Origin of the sequence: Streptomyces sp. NBC_01537, from assembly GCF_045040445.1 — a bacterium.
In the GTDB taxonomy this organism is placed as follows: domain Bacteria; phylum Actinomycetota; class Actinomycetes; order Streptomycetales; family Streptomycetaceae; genus Actinacidiphila.
In genome coordinates, this window is sequence record NZ_CP109392.1 from 199460 (window position 1) to 212713 (window position 13254).

At 67.4% G+C, this 13254-nt stretch carries 15 protein-coding genes and 3 pseudogenes; 5 read left to right on the forward strand and 13 right to left on the reverse strand.

What is annotated here, in order from left to right; all coding sequences use genetic code 11:
• Positions 1-702 precede the first annotated feature (702 nt).
• From OG607_RS00980 to OG607_RS00995, 4 genes and pseudogenes are all read right to left on the reverse strand, one after another.
• Complete coding sequence (locus tag OG607_RS00980; protein WP_405717476.1) at positions 703-1077, reverse strand: transposase; 375 nt, start codon at positions 1075-1077, stop codon at positions 703-705.
• A 243-nt stretch (positions 1078-1320) separates the two neighbouring features.
• A pseudogene (locus OG607_RS00985) lies at positions 1321-1428 on the reverse strand (hypothetical protein); the annotation flags it as partial.
• Positions 1429-1580: 152 nt separating this feature from the next.
• Positions 1581-1874, reverse strand: a pseudogene (locus tag OG607_RS00990) (transposase); the annotation flags it as partial.
• A 136-nt stretch (positions 1875-2010) separates the two neighbouring features.
• The gene (locus OG607_RS00995; RefSeq protein WP_405717478.1) at positions 2011-2223 is read right to left on the reverse strand and encodes a hypothetical protein; all 213 of its coding nucleotides are present in this window, start codon (positions 2221-2223) and stop codon (positions 2011-2013) included.
• Between the two features lie 418 nt (positions 2224-2641).
• Between OG607_RS00995 and OG607_RS01000 the strand changes: the two genes are divergently transcribed.
• Both OG607_RS01000 and OG607_RS01005 read left to right on the forward strand, forming a co-directional pair.
• Positions 2642-3214, forward strand: coding sequence for a GNAT family N-acetyltransferase (locus tag OG607_RS01000; protein ID WP_405717481.1), 573 nt, complete (start codon positions 2642-2644; stop codon positions 3212-3214).
• A 231-nt stretch (positions 3215-3445) separates the two neighbouring features.
• Positions 3446-3571 carry a hypothetical protein gene (locus OG607_RS01005; RefSeq protein WP_405717483.1) on the forward strand — a complete coding sequence of 42 codons (126 nt, stop codon included), beginning with the start codon at positions 3446-3448 and terminating at the stop codon, positions 3569-3571.
• Between the two features lie 659 nt (positions 3572-4230).
• Here OG607_RS01005 and OG607_RS01010 read toward each other — a convergent pair.
• From OG607_RS01010 to OG607_RS01020, 3 genes are all read right to left on the reverse strand, one after another.
• On the reverse strand, positions 4231-5109 hold the full coding sequence (locus OG607_RS01010; protein ID WP_405717485.1) for a DUF5131 family protein: 879 nt from the start codon (positions 5107-5109) through the stop codon (positions 4231-4233).
• Positions 5106-5453 (reverse strand): DUF5131 family protein, encoded by a 348-nt coding sequence (locus OG607_RS01015; RefSeq protein WP_405736462.1) that lies wholly within the window; start codon positions 5451-5453, stop codon positions 5106-5108. Before OG607_RS01015 ends, OG607_RS01010 begins: the two co-directional genes overlap by 4 nt.
• Before the next feature lie 118 nt (positions 5454-5571).
• Positions 5572-5796: a hypothetical protein gene (locus OG607_RS01020; protein WP_405717487.1), complete on the reverse strand. Its 225-nt coding sequence runs from the start codon at positions 5794-5796 to the stop codon at positions 5572-5574.
• Between the two features lie 643 nt (positions 5797-6439).
• On the opposite strand from OG607_RS01020, the pseudogene OG607_RS01025 reads away from it, so the two are divergent.
• The 3 genes and pseudogenes from OG607_RS01025 to OG607_RS01035 all read left to right on the forward strand — a co-directional run bounded on the left by OG607_RS01025 (position 6440) and on the right by OG607_RS01035 (position 9338).
• Positions 6440-7676: pseudogene (locus tag OG607_RS01025) on the forward strand (IS256 family transposase).
• Between the two features lie 182 nt (positions 7677-7858).
• Positions 7859-8230, forward strand: a complete 372-nt coding sequence (locus tag OG607_RS01030; RefSeq protein WP_405717489.1) for a VOC family protein — start codon at positions 7859-7861, stop codon at positions 8228-8230.
• A gap of 358 nt (positions 8231-8588) precedes the next feature.
• Positions 8589-9338: a class I SAM-dependent methyltransferase gene (locus OG607_RS01035; RefSeq protein ID WP_405717491.1), complete on the forward strand. Its 750-nt coding sequence runs from the start codon at positions 8589-8591 to the stop codon at positions 9336-9338.
• Positions 9339-9489: 151 nt separating this feature from the next.
• Here the strand turns inward: OG607_RS01035 and OG607_RS01040 are convergent, their stop codons facing one another.
• The 6 genes from OG607_RS01040 to OG607_RS01065 form a co-directional block, all read right to left on the reverse strand.
• Positions 9490-10044 (reverse strand): IS3 family transposase, encoded by a 555-nt coding sequence (locus OG607_RS01040; RefSeq protein WP_405736465.1) that lies wholly within the window; start codon positions 10042-10044, stop codon positions 9490-9492.
• Entirely contained in the window at positions 9953-10354 is a 402-nt protein-coding gene (locus tag OG607_RS01045) for an IS3 family transposase (protein WP_405717494.1), read from the reverse strand. The genes OG607_RS01040 and OG607_RS01045 overlap by 92 nt, the downstream gene beginning before the upstream one ends.
• The gene (locus OG607_RS01050) at positions 10351-10659 is read right to left on the reverse strand and encodes a transposase (protein WP_405717497.1); all 309 of its coding nucleotides are present in this window, start codon (positions 10657-10659) and stop codon (positions 10351-10353) included. The genes OG607_RS01045 and OG607_RS01050 overlap by 4 nt, the downstream gene beginning before the upstream one ends.
• A 564-nt stretch (positions 10660-11223) precedes the next feature.
• Positions 11224-12462 (reverse strand): RNA polymerase sigma factor, encoded by a 1239-nt coding sequence (locus tag OG607_RS01055; protein WP_405717500.1) that lies wholly within the window; start codon positions 12460-12462, stop codon positions 11224-11226.
• Positions 12459-12806, reverse strand: coding sequence for a YciI family protein (locus tag OG607_RS01060; protein WP_405717503.1), 348 nt, complete (start codon positions 12804-12806; stop codon positions 12459-12461). The genes OG607_RS01055 and OG607_RS01060 overlap by 4 nt, the downstream gene beginning before the upstream one ends.
• A 110-nt stretch (positions 12807-12916) precedes the next feature.
• Complete coding sequence (locus OG607_RS01065; RefSeq protein ID WP_405737491.1) at positions 12917-13039, reverse strand: hypothetical protein; 123 nt, start codon at positions 13037-13039, stop codon at positions 12917-12919.
• Positions 13040-13254: the final 215 nt, after the last annotated feature.

The following is a 13254-nucleotide window of genomic DNA, read 5'->3' on the forward strand; positions in this document are numbered from 1 at the left end:
ACTCGATCTTGAGGTCGTCGCTCGGTGCCGCGGGTCCGCCAATGCCGGACTCGCGCCTGACTGTGTAGGTGTTAGCGGGGTTCTGGCACAGATCTTGGGGAGCGGTCGCGGAGGGTGACAGCTTCGTTCGATTGCAGCGAGGAGCGGCGACCTCGGAGATCGTCAGCGTTCACGCATTCTGGTCCACCACCAGCGCGCCGTCGCCCACTCGTTGTAGTTGGGTTCCGGCAAGGTGCGGCGCTCGAATTCCTCATCGATACGCGTGATCAATCGGCCCAAGTCCCGTTTAGCTCCGGGCGGAAGGTACCGCATCGCCCACTCCAGGTCATCACGGGCATCACCCACCCCGGGCGAGTCAAACGCGGAGGCGTCCAGGTAGCGTCCGGGCTCCTTGAAAACCCACTCGAAACACGAGAGTGCCTTGGCGACCGCGTTGGGCCACATCGCCTGGTCTTCGACCCGGCGGATCGCTGCACGAGTCCGCGCGGAGACACCGGGGACCCTCAGAACCGGATACTGCCATCGTGGCCGCCACCGCTCTGCACGGACGGCCTTGGGACGCCTACGCGGCATCGCCCTTTCGGATCAACATGAGGCCATCCTGCCACGGCTGGGCACCTGCGTGCGCTGGCTATATGCCGGCTGCATCAGGGGTTTCTACTATCCGCTCCCCGCGCAGCTCTTGTGGAACATCGCGACGTGTTACTGGAGAAGGATCATCTTGCGGAGCAGTTCGAAGCCGGCGCGGCCGTAGAGCTGCCGCTTGATCTTCTTGATGCGGTTGACAGCGCCCTCGATGCTGCCGGAGCTCCAGTCGAGAGTGAGCCCTGCTGTCACGGCGTCGAGGTCTCGGAGCAGGTGGAGTGCGAAGCCGGTGAGGCCCGGTAGCTGGCTGGCGTCGACTGTGTCGATCCAGGTGGGGAGTGTGGAGCCAAGGCGGTCGGTGAGGATCTCTCCGAAGTCGCGGACGTGTCCGGCGGCCTGGTTCAGTTCGGGGCAGTGGGCCAGGACCTCCTTCAGGCCGGCCCGGTCCTCCTCGTTCAGGGTCCTGGGGTGTCGGGTGAGCCAGCCGGTCACCTGCCGCACTGTCGGCGGTCGCGGCGGCGCGCGAGCCGGAGCCCCGCGGAGGGTGGCGATGTGGGAGCGAACCATCTGGTAGGTGACGGGCGCGTTGTCGGCAACCAGTTCACTGTGGAGGTGGGTGACGCTGGTGCATCCCGCGGCGAAGCGTCGCTCCAGGTAGGGCTTGTAGGGGTCCAGTCTGCTGGGCCGGGGGCGGTTCTCGCGGATCGTGTCCTGCCAGCGCGCGGCGTTCGCGTACCGCAGGACGGTGTTGAGGCCCCAGCCCAGGTGCCGGGCGATCGCCCGGCGTGAGTGGCCTTGGGCCAGCAGCTCGTGAACCAGGGCGTGTGCCGCCTTCTTTCGCTCGGCGCGTCGGCCGACCGGCTCCGAGTCGTCCTGCGGTCGACCGAATCAAGTCCGGTGACCTCCGGCAGTATGCCGCTGGGCGATGGGTTGCGCAGGCAGTTGCGATGGGCGGCAACGCAGGTCTCCACGGCCCGACCGAGGCCCTGCCACAGATGGAACCGGTCAGCGACCTGCAGAGCGTCAGGGGCACCACGCCGGGCGCCTTCGGCGTAGGCGCCAGCCCGGTCCCGGCAGATGATCTCCACGCCTGGGTGACGGACCAGCCACGCAGCGGGCGGCCCGGCCTCACGCGTCCGGAGCACATCGACCACGCGATGGTCTTCGACGCTGGTCAAGACGGTGGAGTAGGTCTGGCCGCGACGGATCGCGAAATCGTCCACGCCCAGCACACGCGGCGTGTTGAACGCGGGATCGGGCATTGCCATGACCCTGCGCAACAAGGTCATCCTTCCCGCACCCAAGCCCAGTTGGGCTGCCAGCCTGGCGCAGGCCCGACCGGCCAGCGCGAGCCCCACCCGCTCCAGGGCATGGTTGAGCCGAGTGGTGAACCGTGCGTACGGGGCAGCCAGCCGCGAGAACCGCTCAGCAAACGTCCGACGCGGACAGTCCGCCGCCCCACAGATGAAACGCCGGACCACCAACCGGATCACGGCCACAGTCCGGACACGCCTCGCCGGCCACCCGGCCCCGCGCCACCACCTCGACCGTACCGAACAAGGCGGTCACGGCCTCGACGTCCACGTCGTCGATCCCGTCGAACACGAGTGAGTCCCAGAACGATGCGTTGGTCTGCATGACCGGCACGATCACCGCCCACGGCCGACCACGGCAGAGACCATCAGGGAGTTGATGGAGCGTCATTTTTGGCTGCCGGGCAGCCAGGCGTACGCGGTCTCACACGACGCAGCCCCTCACAATCGAACACCAAGGTGACACTCCGTGAGCGCTCCCCAAGATCTGTGCCAGAACCGAGTAGCGACGTCAGTTGTTCACGGTTTGGGAGGCGAAAGACCAAGCCACCCTCACGGCGCCGAGGAAAGGCCGGAACACTGGCCTGATGCGCAGGCTGACACGGCCCGGTGCTTCGCCCGGGTCGGTGATCAGCAAAACCGATTGCCCGGGCGTGGGACAGTGCGCAGAATCTCCGCTGTGATCTCTCAACGTCGCGACCGCCACCGTCCGGACTTCGCCACGCACATTGAGGATCACCGTTTTGAACCACGTCATACGTGAGTACAGCCCTGCGGACGAGACTTCCTGGCTGCGCTGCCGGGTGCTCTCCTTCTTGAGCACCGCCTACTTCGACGACGTCCTGAAGACCAAGCCCGAGACCCCCGCTCCAGGCTTCGCTCTGGTCGCCGCCGAGGAACGCGGGACCGTCACCGGGATCATCGACGTCACCGTCGAGGGCGAACTGGCGACCATCGACACCGTCGCCGTCCACCCCGACCACCAGCACCAGGGCATCGGCCGTGCCCTGCTCGCCGAGGCACGCGCCCGCGTCAGCGCGCTGGGCGTGCCGACGCTGGACGCCTGGACCAGGGACGATCAGGACACACTGCGCTGGTATCGGGCGATGGGCTTCACCGAGAGCGGGCACTACCTCCACGTCTACGCCAACTACTACACCGACGCCGGCGATCCGGACCGGGCCATCGGCGAACGACGGACAGGGCTACGGCCGATGACGGCCTTCCTCCACGCCAACCTGGAAGACGAACAGGTCATGCGCGAGCAGTTCGCCCGAGTGCACGTCTGCCGCCGCTTCGCGATGGACGTCTTCTGAACACACGAGCGACTTCATTTCTCGTCAACATTTTTCGGCCCTGAGACCGCAAATGCCTCCCGAAGTCGTCAACAAACGCCTCCCGTTAACACCTACACAGCCAGTCGGCCGACCGACGAGGAGTGGAGTGACTTCCAGGAGCACTTCGACAAGCGCAAGGTCGAACTCGGCTCCTGCGGACGCCCTTACGGCACGCCCTGTGCGCACGAGCACGCCTGCATCCGCTGCCCGATGCTGTCGATCAACCCCAAGATGCTGCCCCGGCTCGACGAGCTGGAGGCCGACCTCTGGCCCGCCGTCAACGCGCAATCGACGAAGGCTGGCGCGGTGAGATCGAAGGACTCGACCTCACTCTGAGGTTCCTGCGCAACAAACGCGCCCGGGCCCACCGGGCCGCCGCCACAGGCAGTGTGGACCTGGGCATGCCCGCACTGCCCCGGCACCGCCCCGGCCACGTCCGTGCTGGCCGGCGCCCACGGCCGGGCCGCGAACCGCGCGCTCAGGGCTGACGGGCACTGAACTGACGACGCAGGTATCCGAACCAGGCGTGGAAGTATGCGGCGCTCAACGCGGCTTCGGGAGCGAAGAGGTCCCAGGCGTGATAAGCGCCGGGGTACAGATGCAATTCGGTGGCACGACAACGCCACGCCGTCATCTCTGCCAACCCCGAACTCCAGGAACGCGAACTGGCCAAACTCGCCGCACTCGCTTCCACGCTCGCCCACGCCCTGCGTGAACGCGGTTTGGAGACCACCACCGCAGCACTCGCGGCCGAAATCGGGATCGCCACGTTCAAGGTCGCCTACGAAACGCTGGGTCAACGACCCCGACCGACACCCCCTCGCCCAGCGCATCCGGGAAACCCTGGACACCGTCGGGCACCTCACCGCACCTGCCGAACATGTCCCCGCGACCGGCGACGTGAGCTTCACAGGCCAGGAGGGAGCGGCGTAAAGGCGGGCCACCCCTGAGCAAGGGGCCCGCGGGCTATCAGCGTTCCGATACTCCCGAGGGCCTCACGCACCCACCACGTCCGCCGTGGCGGGATACTCATCCCAGGTCCGGCCATCGAGCAGGCGGCCTGCAGCCTTCGGGGTCAGCCCGCCGACCTGCTTGAAGAACAGAGCCACCTGAAGATCGACACACCGATCGCGAATGTCACGGACCCAGGCCAAGTCCAGCGGCCGGTGAGCCGGGCCACTCTCACCACCGACGATCACCCAGTCGATCCGCGACAGCTCCAGGGACGGCACTGGCCCAAGCAGCGGCTCCAGCGACAGAAACCGGACAGCCGCCGGGATGCCCCGCAGCTCATCAGCCCGCCAGCAGTACTCATCCGACTCGATCGACGTGCCGATCCAGACATTGGGAAGCGGCCACGAACTCAAGGCGCTCCAGTTGGCCACACGCTTGCGCACGTCCTCGCGCACGGGCGTGGCCAGCGGAACAGCATCGTCCTCTGACAACCGTTCCATCTCGGTCCAGACCTCGTCCATGAACTTCTGCGATGCCAGCAGACGACGCAGACGCCGGGGCCTCTTGGTGAGTACCTGGAACTGGTGCTGCGGCGCCAGCGCCATCGTCGCGAAGGTCCTGGCCACAAACTCCGTGGGGACACGGGCATGGCCGATGTCGCTCATGGAGTTCACGAACACTTTCCGCGGCCGACGCCACCGCAGCGGCTCGAACAAGGCCTCCTCGTGCACCGTGACCCCAAAACCGGGCCCGCTGGTCCGCTGATCACCGTCACGCTGGTACTTCGCCTGGCCCATTGCCTTGAGCCGCTTCGCCAAAGTCAACGCGTAGCAGTGGTCGCAGCGCGGCGAGATGCGGTCGCACCCAGTCGTCGGGTTCCAGGTAACCTCGGTCCACTCGATGGCCGTCCCGGTGCTCACTGCGCATCACCGACAGCGGCCGTGACCTCTGACTTGGTGCAGAGAAGTTTGAAGAAGAACGCCACGCCGGCATCCGCGCAGGTGTCGCGGATGCCGGTCACCCATTCCTCCTGCATCGGCCGGAACCGCGGCCCGGACTCGCCGCCCGCGATGACCCAGTCGATGCCGGTGACGCACCCCTGCCTCGGGAGCCACCAGGACGGCGTCGGCCCGGGCGCCGCCCTTGCCCGCGCTGGTCCAGGTGCCGGTCGGCGGCAGCGGCACCTCCGTGGCGAAGGACGCGATGCTGCCGATCCCGGCTGGCGCTTCCACGGCGGCCTTCGCTGCAGCGACCGCCTCGTCAGGCTCGACCTTCAGCATCGTCGGGTCGGGCTTGGGGCGGATCTGTGCGATGAGGGTCTCGTTGACCGACATCGCGTGCGGCGCGCCGGAGCGGCGCGCGCCCCGGTGCTGCCGCCCATCTCATCCATCGGCCGGTCGAGTTCGTAGGATGCGGCCTCTCAGCAGCCGCAGCGTCTTCCCGCCGTCCAGCGTCAGCCCGTGCTTGCGCAGATCATTCAGGGCCCCGCGGTGCGAGGCGGTCCGCGCCTCCTTGCGTTCGGCCGCCGTCTCCTTGGTCGTGTGCCGGTAGCTCATGTGCGGCAGCGCCAGTCTCTGGATCTGATCCGCCGTGGCGACCTTCACCACGCCCAGCAGCCGCAGCTCGGCATCGGGGGTATGCGGTCGGACAAGGGCTTGGCCATTCCGGGGTGGATCGGCACGGCGTCTCTCCCCGGCCAGTGGCGGAGACTCCGCGGGTGTCAAGCGTTCTCGAGGAACACACAGGAATGAGACAGACATGTCTCAGGGACGGCCACTTTGCTTGTGGCCGTGAAAACTCATCAGGACTTCATGTTGCGGGTGCCGCGTCTCTCGGTTCACTGGAGCACGATCAGCGGTAGCGGCATTGCCGCGTCCATCGCTACGGGGCACGTTCAAGACCCTGCGGCGATCTGGGCGCTTGTTGTCTTGGGTGCCATCGGTCAAGGCTGTGACCTGGCCGTATCACTCGCCGATACTCGCTCCCGCAACACGGACTCATGACGTGCGCCGAGCGTTAGACGAGGGTGCCGGACCGTAGGGCGCAGGCACTCCCCGGGATCGGTCACCTTCGCGTGCCAGCGCTGGCGTCTGCGGCAGATCCGGGATAGAGGTTCGGTTGCGTCCTGGGAAGTGGTGTACGGGTTCGACCTGATCCGGGGGTTTGCTCCGGCATCGGGATGGTGCCCGCATAGATGAACGGCCACCGGCTGATCTTCGAAGTGTCGAAGCCTCGAAGGAGATCAGCACGATGACCGCACCAGACAGTCTGCCCCTGCACGCCCTCGCCGAGGACAACCTCGCCGCGGCGAGTCCCGATCTGCTGCGCGCGATGGTCAAAACGTTCGCCGACGCCCTCATGTCCGCAGAGGCCGATGCCCTCTGCAACGCTGAATACGGGCAGGTCAGCGACGAACGCGTCAACCACCGCAACGGCTACCGCCCACGCGAGTGGGACACCAGGGCCGGCACCGTCGAACTCGCCGTCCCCAAGCTGCGCCAGGGCAGCTACTTCCCGCACTGGCTCCTCGAACGCCGCCGCCGGGCCGAACAGGCCCTCATCTCGGTGATCGCCACCGCCTACCTGCTCGGCGTCTCCACCCGCCGGGTCGAGAAACTCGCCGAGTCCCTCGGTCACCCAGCTGTCGAAATCCCAGGTCAGCGCGATGGCCAAGCACCTCGACGAGCAAGTAGCCGCGTTCCGCAACCGGCCCCTCGACGCCGGGCCCTACGCGTTCGTCTGGGTCGACGCACTGACCCAGAAGGTCCGCGAGGGCGGCCGCATCATCAACGTCCACGCCCTGATCGCGGTCGGCGTCAACGCCGACGGCCACCGCGAGATCCTCGGCATCGACGTCGCCACCACCGAGGACGGCGCCGGCTGGCTCGCCTTCCTGCGCTCCCTGACCGCCCGCGGCCTGTCCGGAGTCCAGCTCGTCGTCTCCGACGCCCACACCGGCCTGATCGCCGCCATCGGCGCCGTCCTGCCCGGAGCCTCGTGGCAACGATGCCGCACGCACTACGCCCGCAACCTGCTCTGCCAGGTTCCGAAGTCCGCTCAGCCCTGGGTGGCCACGCTGCTGCGGACCGTCTTCGAACAGCCCGATGCCGAAGCCGTCCAGGCCCAGATGCGGCACGTCCTGGACGCGCTGGAAGCCAAGTTCCCCAAGGCCGCAGCCCACCTGGATGCCGCCCAGCACGACCTGCTGGCGTTCACTGCCTCCCCGCGCGAGATCTGGCGGCAGATCTGGTCCAACAATCCGCAGGAGAGGCTGAACAAGGAAATCAGGCGTCGCACCGACGTGGTCGGGATCTTCCCCGACCGCACCGCCCTGATCCGCCTGGTCGGAGCAGTCCTGGCCGAGCAGAACGACGAGTGGACCGAAGCCCGCCGCTACATGGGCATCGAACTCCTCGCCAAAGCCCGCCTCCACCCGATCGAGTCAGAAACAGACGAGACCACCCTGCCCACCGAACTCACCGCATAGCCTCAAAACCAGATCACCGAGTGGCCGTCGATACACCACTCCAGAGGACGTGACCGCGAGGCTTTGACCTGCGGTGTCTACGGTTATCTGGGACCGAGTGGGTCGTCGGTGTCCCGCTCATCCGTAGGCAGCCGTCTCTAGGATGTTCATTGCGGAAGTCCAGTAGTCAGCCCGGAGGTGTCATGGCCCTGCAGATGAAGTTGAGCGCGATAACACTCGACTGCCCTGATCCGTTGGCCCTGGCGGCGTTCTACCAGCAGGCCACCGGCCTAGAACCCCACCCGAAGTCGGACGCCGACTTCGCAGGTCTCAACCGTGAGGACGGCCTCTTCATTGGTTTTCAACGGGTCGACGGCTACCGGGCTCCGCGCTGGCCTGACCAGACCGTTCCCCAGCAGCTGCACCTTTGCTTCGACGTCGTGGATCTGGACGAGGCCGAGGCCCGGCTGCTGGAGCTGGGCGCGGGCAAGCCGGATCACCAGCCTCATGAGGCCGCCAGGGCGCGGGTTCTCACTGATCCGGCTGGTCATCCCTTCTGCATTTGCCGGGGTTGATTGGGAGTCAGAATGGCTTGCCTACACATGGTCGGGACCCAGCCGCGCATGCCTACAGAAGAGAACCCGTACGCCGACGACAGGCCCGACTACCGGCTGAAGAACGGTCTCGCCGCCGTCGAAGAAGCCTCCAGCCTTCGCCTGACGGTCAACCAAGGCTTGTCCCGCAATGGCGGTGAGCCGCGATCAGTGATCACGATGCGGGGCGGCCGGGAAGCTCGAGGTCGGCGTCCACGACCTACAGGTGCTGTCGCAGTGATGTGATATCCGGTCATAGCAGGTCAGGTGGGCCGTGGTTATGCGCGTGTTCACTCGATTGGCTGGCGTCGCTGGAGGCTGCTAGGCAAGGGTGGACCGTATGCCTACTGAGCCCCAGAAGCACATTGCGTCCGCACACCCGTCCGAGGCCAACGACTATGACGCTCTCGCCGTGGCGTACACGGCCGGGAACGAGACCGGCATCCAGAACGCCTATTACGAGCGGCCTGCAATGCTGGCCCTCGCCGGGGAAGTGAGCGGGCGGCGGATCCTGGACGCCGGCTGCGGCTCGGGCCCGCTGTTCGCGGAGCTGCGCGACCGGGGCGCTGTCGTGACCGGCATCGACAACAGCACCGGGATGCTAGAGCTGGCCCGGAAGCGGCTCGGCGAGGGCGCGGACCTGCAGGTGGCCGACCTGGGTGACAAACTTCCCTTCCCCGACGATGCGTTCGACGATGTCGTAGCCTCCCTGGTGCTGCACTACTTGGAGGACTGGTGCCCGACGCTGACCGAGTTGCGGCGCGTGCTCAAGACCGGCGGCCGGCTCATCGCGTCCGTCGACCATCCCTTTGCCATCTATGGCCTCCACCGCATGGAAGGGCGCAAGCCCAACTACTTGGCGACCTACAACTGGACCGAAGAGTGGACCATGGGCGGCCAGACCACCCTGATGAGCTTCTGGAACCGGCCGCTGCACGCAATGACCGACGCCTTTACCACGGCCGGCTTCCGGATCTCCGTGATCAGCGAGCCACAGCCCGTACCGGCCGCCCGCGAGCTGTTCCCCGACGAGTTCCGCTCTCTCACCACCAGCCCGAGCTTCCTGTTCTTCGTCCTGGACGCCGACTGAGGTCCCTTGGTCGTTACGGGAGCGCCGGACCTCCCGACCGTGGCAGCGGCTACGCGGTCTGGACGAGGTTATGGAGCCGGGCGACGCCGAGGATGGCGTGGTGGGCACCGGTGAGCTTGTTCCGCTTTGACGGACACAATCGGTGTGATGGTCAGGCTGCGAGTGCGGTCTCGTATTCGGCGGGACTGCGGTAGCCGAGGCTGCTGTGCAGTCGGTGCAAGTTGTGCCAGCCCTCGATGAAGTCGAAGATCGCGGTGCGGGCAGCGGCCCGGCTGGGCCAGGCGGTGGTGCCGAGCAACTCGCGTTTGATGGTGGCGAAGAACGACTCGGCGAGCGCGTTGTCCCAGCACTGGCCAGTGCGGCCGACCGACAGCCGGACTCCGAACTGGTCTGCCAGAATGGCGAATTGACGACTGGTGTATTGGCACCCGCGGTCCGAATGAAAGATCACCGGGTGGGTGGGGCGACGCTGCCGGCAGGCAGCCGTGAGGGCATCGACGACCAGCTCGGTTCGCAGGTGGTCGGCGGTGGCCCAGCCGACCACGCGGCGCGAGGCGATGTCGATGACGGTGGCCAGGTAGAGCCAGCCCTCCCCGGTCGGGATATAGGTGATGTCACCGCACCAGCGGGCATCCAGCCCGGCCGGGTCGGGCTGGATGTCCCGGACGATCAGATCGGGTCGCAAGGCGGCCCGCGGATCGGGGATCGTGGTCGGGTGCCGTCGTCTGCGATGCCGGCCCTGCAGCCCGCATCAGCCGCGCGACACGACGGCGGCCGCATCCGGCACCCTCCCGCTTGAGCACGGCATGGACACGTGGGACTCCACAGGTTCCGCGCGACCTCGTATGGACCTCAGTGATCTGCTCCGTCAGCTCAGCGTCACGGACCGCCTGGCGACCGGGGGTGCCGGTGCGGCGGGCATAGAAGGCGGCACGGGAGACCTTCAGCAGCTCACACGCCCGTTTGACGCTGTGACCGCCCTGCTTCTCCGCCTCGATGAACGGGTGCACCGTCACCGGGTCTCCTTCGCGAAGAAAGCCGTGGCCCGCTTGAGGACCTCCACGTCCTCGCGCAACCGGCGGTTCTCCCGCCGCAGCGCGGCCAGCTCCTCACGTTCACTGCTGGTCAGGCCGTCGCGCTCGCCCGCGTCGACCTCGGCCTGGCTGACCCACAGCCGTACTGCGGTCTCGGTCAGATCGAAGTCCTTGGCGATCTGACCGACCGAGCGGTCACCACGCCGGCACAGCTCGACGATCTCGGCCTTGAACTCCGACGTGAACGAACGGCGAGGCCGAGGCTTCTTCTTCCCCATGCTCTCCATGATGGACATCCTCCCGGGGCAGAACCCCTGATCTCAGATGTCCGTCAAAGCGGATCAAGCCCGGTCGGGATACAGGTGCCGGTGAGTATCCGGACAATCATGCCGTCGCCCTCGCACCGATTCAGGACGCCTGATGCCCATGCCGGTCCCAGAGCAAGCCGTCCCCCGGTGCCACTTCACGACGTCGAGAAGGCACAGAATCTGCACCGACTGGGGCCGCTCGAAGCCGTCACGCCGGGGCCGCTGAACAACGTCACAGCCAGTTCAGGAGGTCGACCGCTGCTAGAACATCCGAAATCTCCGTTGCGCACGCCTCCGGAGTGGAGTCACCTCTCGCCTTCAGAACTTGGCCCTGATGCCCCTGACTGCAGTCAGAAGTCGTTGTCCTACCGGTCATGACCGTTGAGTCTCCGCTGGTCAGGCATGGTCTCCGTGTGGCCGAGGCAGGGATGGGCCGTTCTGTTCGTCCTGGATGATGTGGAGGTGGCCGGTGGCTTCGGTCATGGGTTTGCTGCAGGAGCGGGAGACGGCTGCCCGGGTGCGGGTGGAGGAACTTGTCAGTGATCAGAGGTCGGCCAGTCTCCTGCGCAGGAAGGCCCGCTCCCGCTCGTTGTCGACGAGCTCGAGCGCGGCCCGGTAGGCCGCGGCCGCCTCGGCAGTGCGGCCGAGTCTGCGCAGCAGATCCGCCCGCGCAGCCGGGAGCGGGTGGTAGCCCCGCAACGCGTCGGCCTTCAGCGCGTCCAACGCCGCGAGACCAGCCTCCGGGCCGTCGCGCATCGCCACGGCCACCGCCCGATTGAGCTCGACCACCGGCGACGGCGACACCCGCGCCAGCACGTCGTAGAGCGCCACGACCTGTGGCCAGTCGGTTGTGGCGACGTCGGCAGCCTCATCGTGCACGGCAGCGATCGCCGCCTGCAGCGCGTACGGGCCGGCGTGCGGCCCGCACAAAGCGGCGACGACCAGGTCGCGTCCCTCGGCGATGCGGTCGGCGTCCCACAGAGCGCGGTCCTGGTCCTCCAGCGACACCAGTTCCCCCGCAGCGTCGACGCGGGCAGCTCTGCGGGCGTCGACCAGCAGCAGCAGCGCGAGCAGCCCGCTCACCTCGGGCTCGGCGGGCAACAGCCGGCGCAGGATGCGTGCCAGCCGGACCGCCTCGTCGGTGAGGTCGGCCCGCACCAGGTCCTCGCCCGCGCTGGCGGCGTAGCCCTCCGTGAAGATCAGGTAGACCACTCGCAGCACACCGGGCAGACGCCCGGCCAACTCGTCAGCCTCGGGCACACGGAACGAGATCCGCGCGTTGCGGATCTTGCGCTTGGCCCGCACGATCCGCTGCGCCATCGTGGCCTCCGGCACCAGAAAGGCCCGCGCCACCTCGGGTGTGGACAGCCCCGCGAGGCACCGGAGCGTCAGCGCGATCTGGGCCTCGACCGACAGTGCGGGATGGCAGCAGGTGAAGAACAGGCGCAGCCGTTCGTCGGGGGCATCGTCGCTCTCCCGCTCGGGCACCGCGCGGACGAGCTGCCGCGCCTCGACGTGCATGATCGCGAGTCGCGCGGCGAAGGCTCTGTCCCGCCGCAACCGGTCGACGGCCTTGCGCCGCGCGGTGGTGAGCAACCAGGCCACGGGGGTCGCCGGCACCCCGTCGACGGGCCAGCGCTCCAGCGCCGCCTCGACAGCCTCGGACGCGGCATCCTCGGCGAGGTCGAGGTCACCGAACTGGCGCACGAGCATGGCGAGCAGGCGGCCCCGCTCCTCACGAAACACCGCCTCGACCGTGCCGGCCGCCCGCCCGTCGGTCATGACAGGTTGAAGTCCTGGATCGGGCGCACCTCGACCCGCCCGGCCCGGGCCCCGGGGCAACGGGCAGCCCAGTCGATCGCGGCATCCAGATCGGGAAGGTCGAGGATGTAATAGCCGCCCAGATACTCCCGGGTCTCGGCAAAGGGCCCGTCGGTGACGATGCGCTCCCCGCTCGCGCCCACCCGGACGGAGGTGGCGGTCTCGAAGGAGTCCAGCACGTTGCTGTCGACCATGACGCCAGCGTCGTAAACCGCCTTGTGGTACGCCATGAACGCCTCCATGAGGCCGTGGTCGGCTTCGGTCGTCGCGGGCTCGGCGTCCTGGGTGCCGATGATCAGCAGCATGTACTTCACGGTGGACTCCTCTTTCGTCGGGTTCGCGCGTTGCCCGTGATGCGGCAACACCGGGATGACGAATGGCAGGGCCGCAGATCGACAACCCGCTGGAAGAATTCCTAAGTCCGTTCCATCCCATGCAGCCCGCGCATATCGTCCAGGATCTCATCGGCATCCCACTCGATGCGGTTCAGCAGCCGGTGGATCCGATAGTGCCCTGCGTGGCCGGCCTCCTCGGGCATGAGGAACAGGCCGGCTCCCTGCTCTCATGCACGCCGCGATCGAAGATCACCGGACCGGGAAGCCGCACTCGAACCCACGCCCACCAGGATCGATAGAGCCACAGCTTCTGAGGCAGGCGATCGTCGTGGAACCGTCTCATCACCAGGCCGAAGGCCGCAGCGCGGAGCCGCCCGCCGGGTTCGCTGCCCGGCTGTGCCCAGTCGGTCGGGTGGTG

Excerpts from the sequence above, each read along its gene's own strand:
- OG607_RS01065 (WP_405737491.1), bottom strand. The coding sequence starts at position 13,039 with ATGCCCGAGGAGGCCGGCCACGCAGGGCACTATCGGATCCACCGGCTG.
- OG607_RS01050 (WP_405717497.1), bottom strand. The coding sequence starts at position 10,659 with ATGGAGAGCATGGGGAAGAAGAAGCCTCGGCCTCGCCGTTCGTTCACG.
- OG607_RS01060 (WP_405717503.1), bottom strand. The coding sequence starts at position 12,806 with ATGCTGCTGATCATCGGCACCCAGGACGCCGAGCCCGCGACGACCGAA.
- OG607_RS01030 (WP_405717489.1), top strand. The coding sequence starts at position 7,859 with ATGGCCCTGCAGATGAAGTTGAGCGCGATAACACTCGACTGCCCTGAT.
- OG607_RS01055 (WP_405717500.1), bottom strand. The coding sequence starts at position 12,462 with ATGACCGACGGGCGGGCGGCCGGCACGGTCGAGGCGGTGTTTCGTGAG.
- OG607_RS01005 (WP_405717483.1), top strand. The coding sequence starts at position 3,446 with ATGCTGTCGATCAACCCCAAGATGCTGCCCCGGCTCGACGAGCTGGAG.
- OG607_RS01035 (WP_405717491.1), top strand. The coding sequence starts at position 8,589 with ATGCCTACTGAGCCCCAGAAGCACATTGCGTCCGCACACCCGTCCGAG.
- OG607_RS00995 (WP_405717478.1), bottom strand. The coding sequence starts at position 2,223 with ATGCAGACCAACGCATCGTTCTGGGACTCACTCGTGTTCGACGGGATC.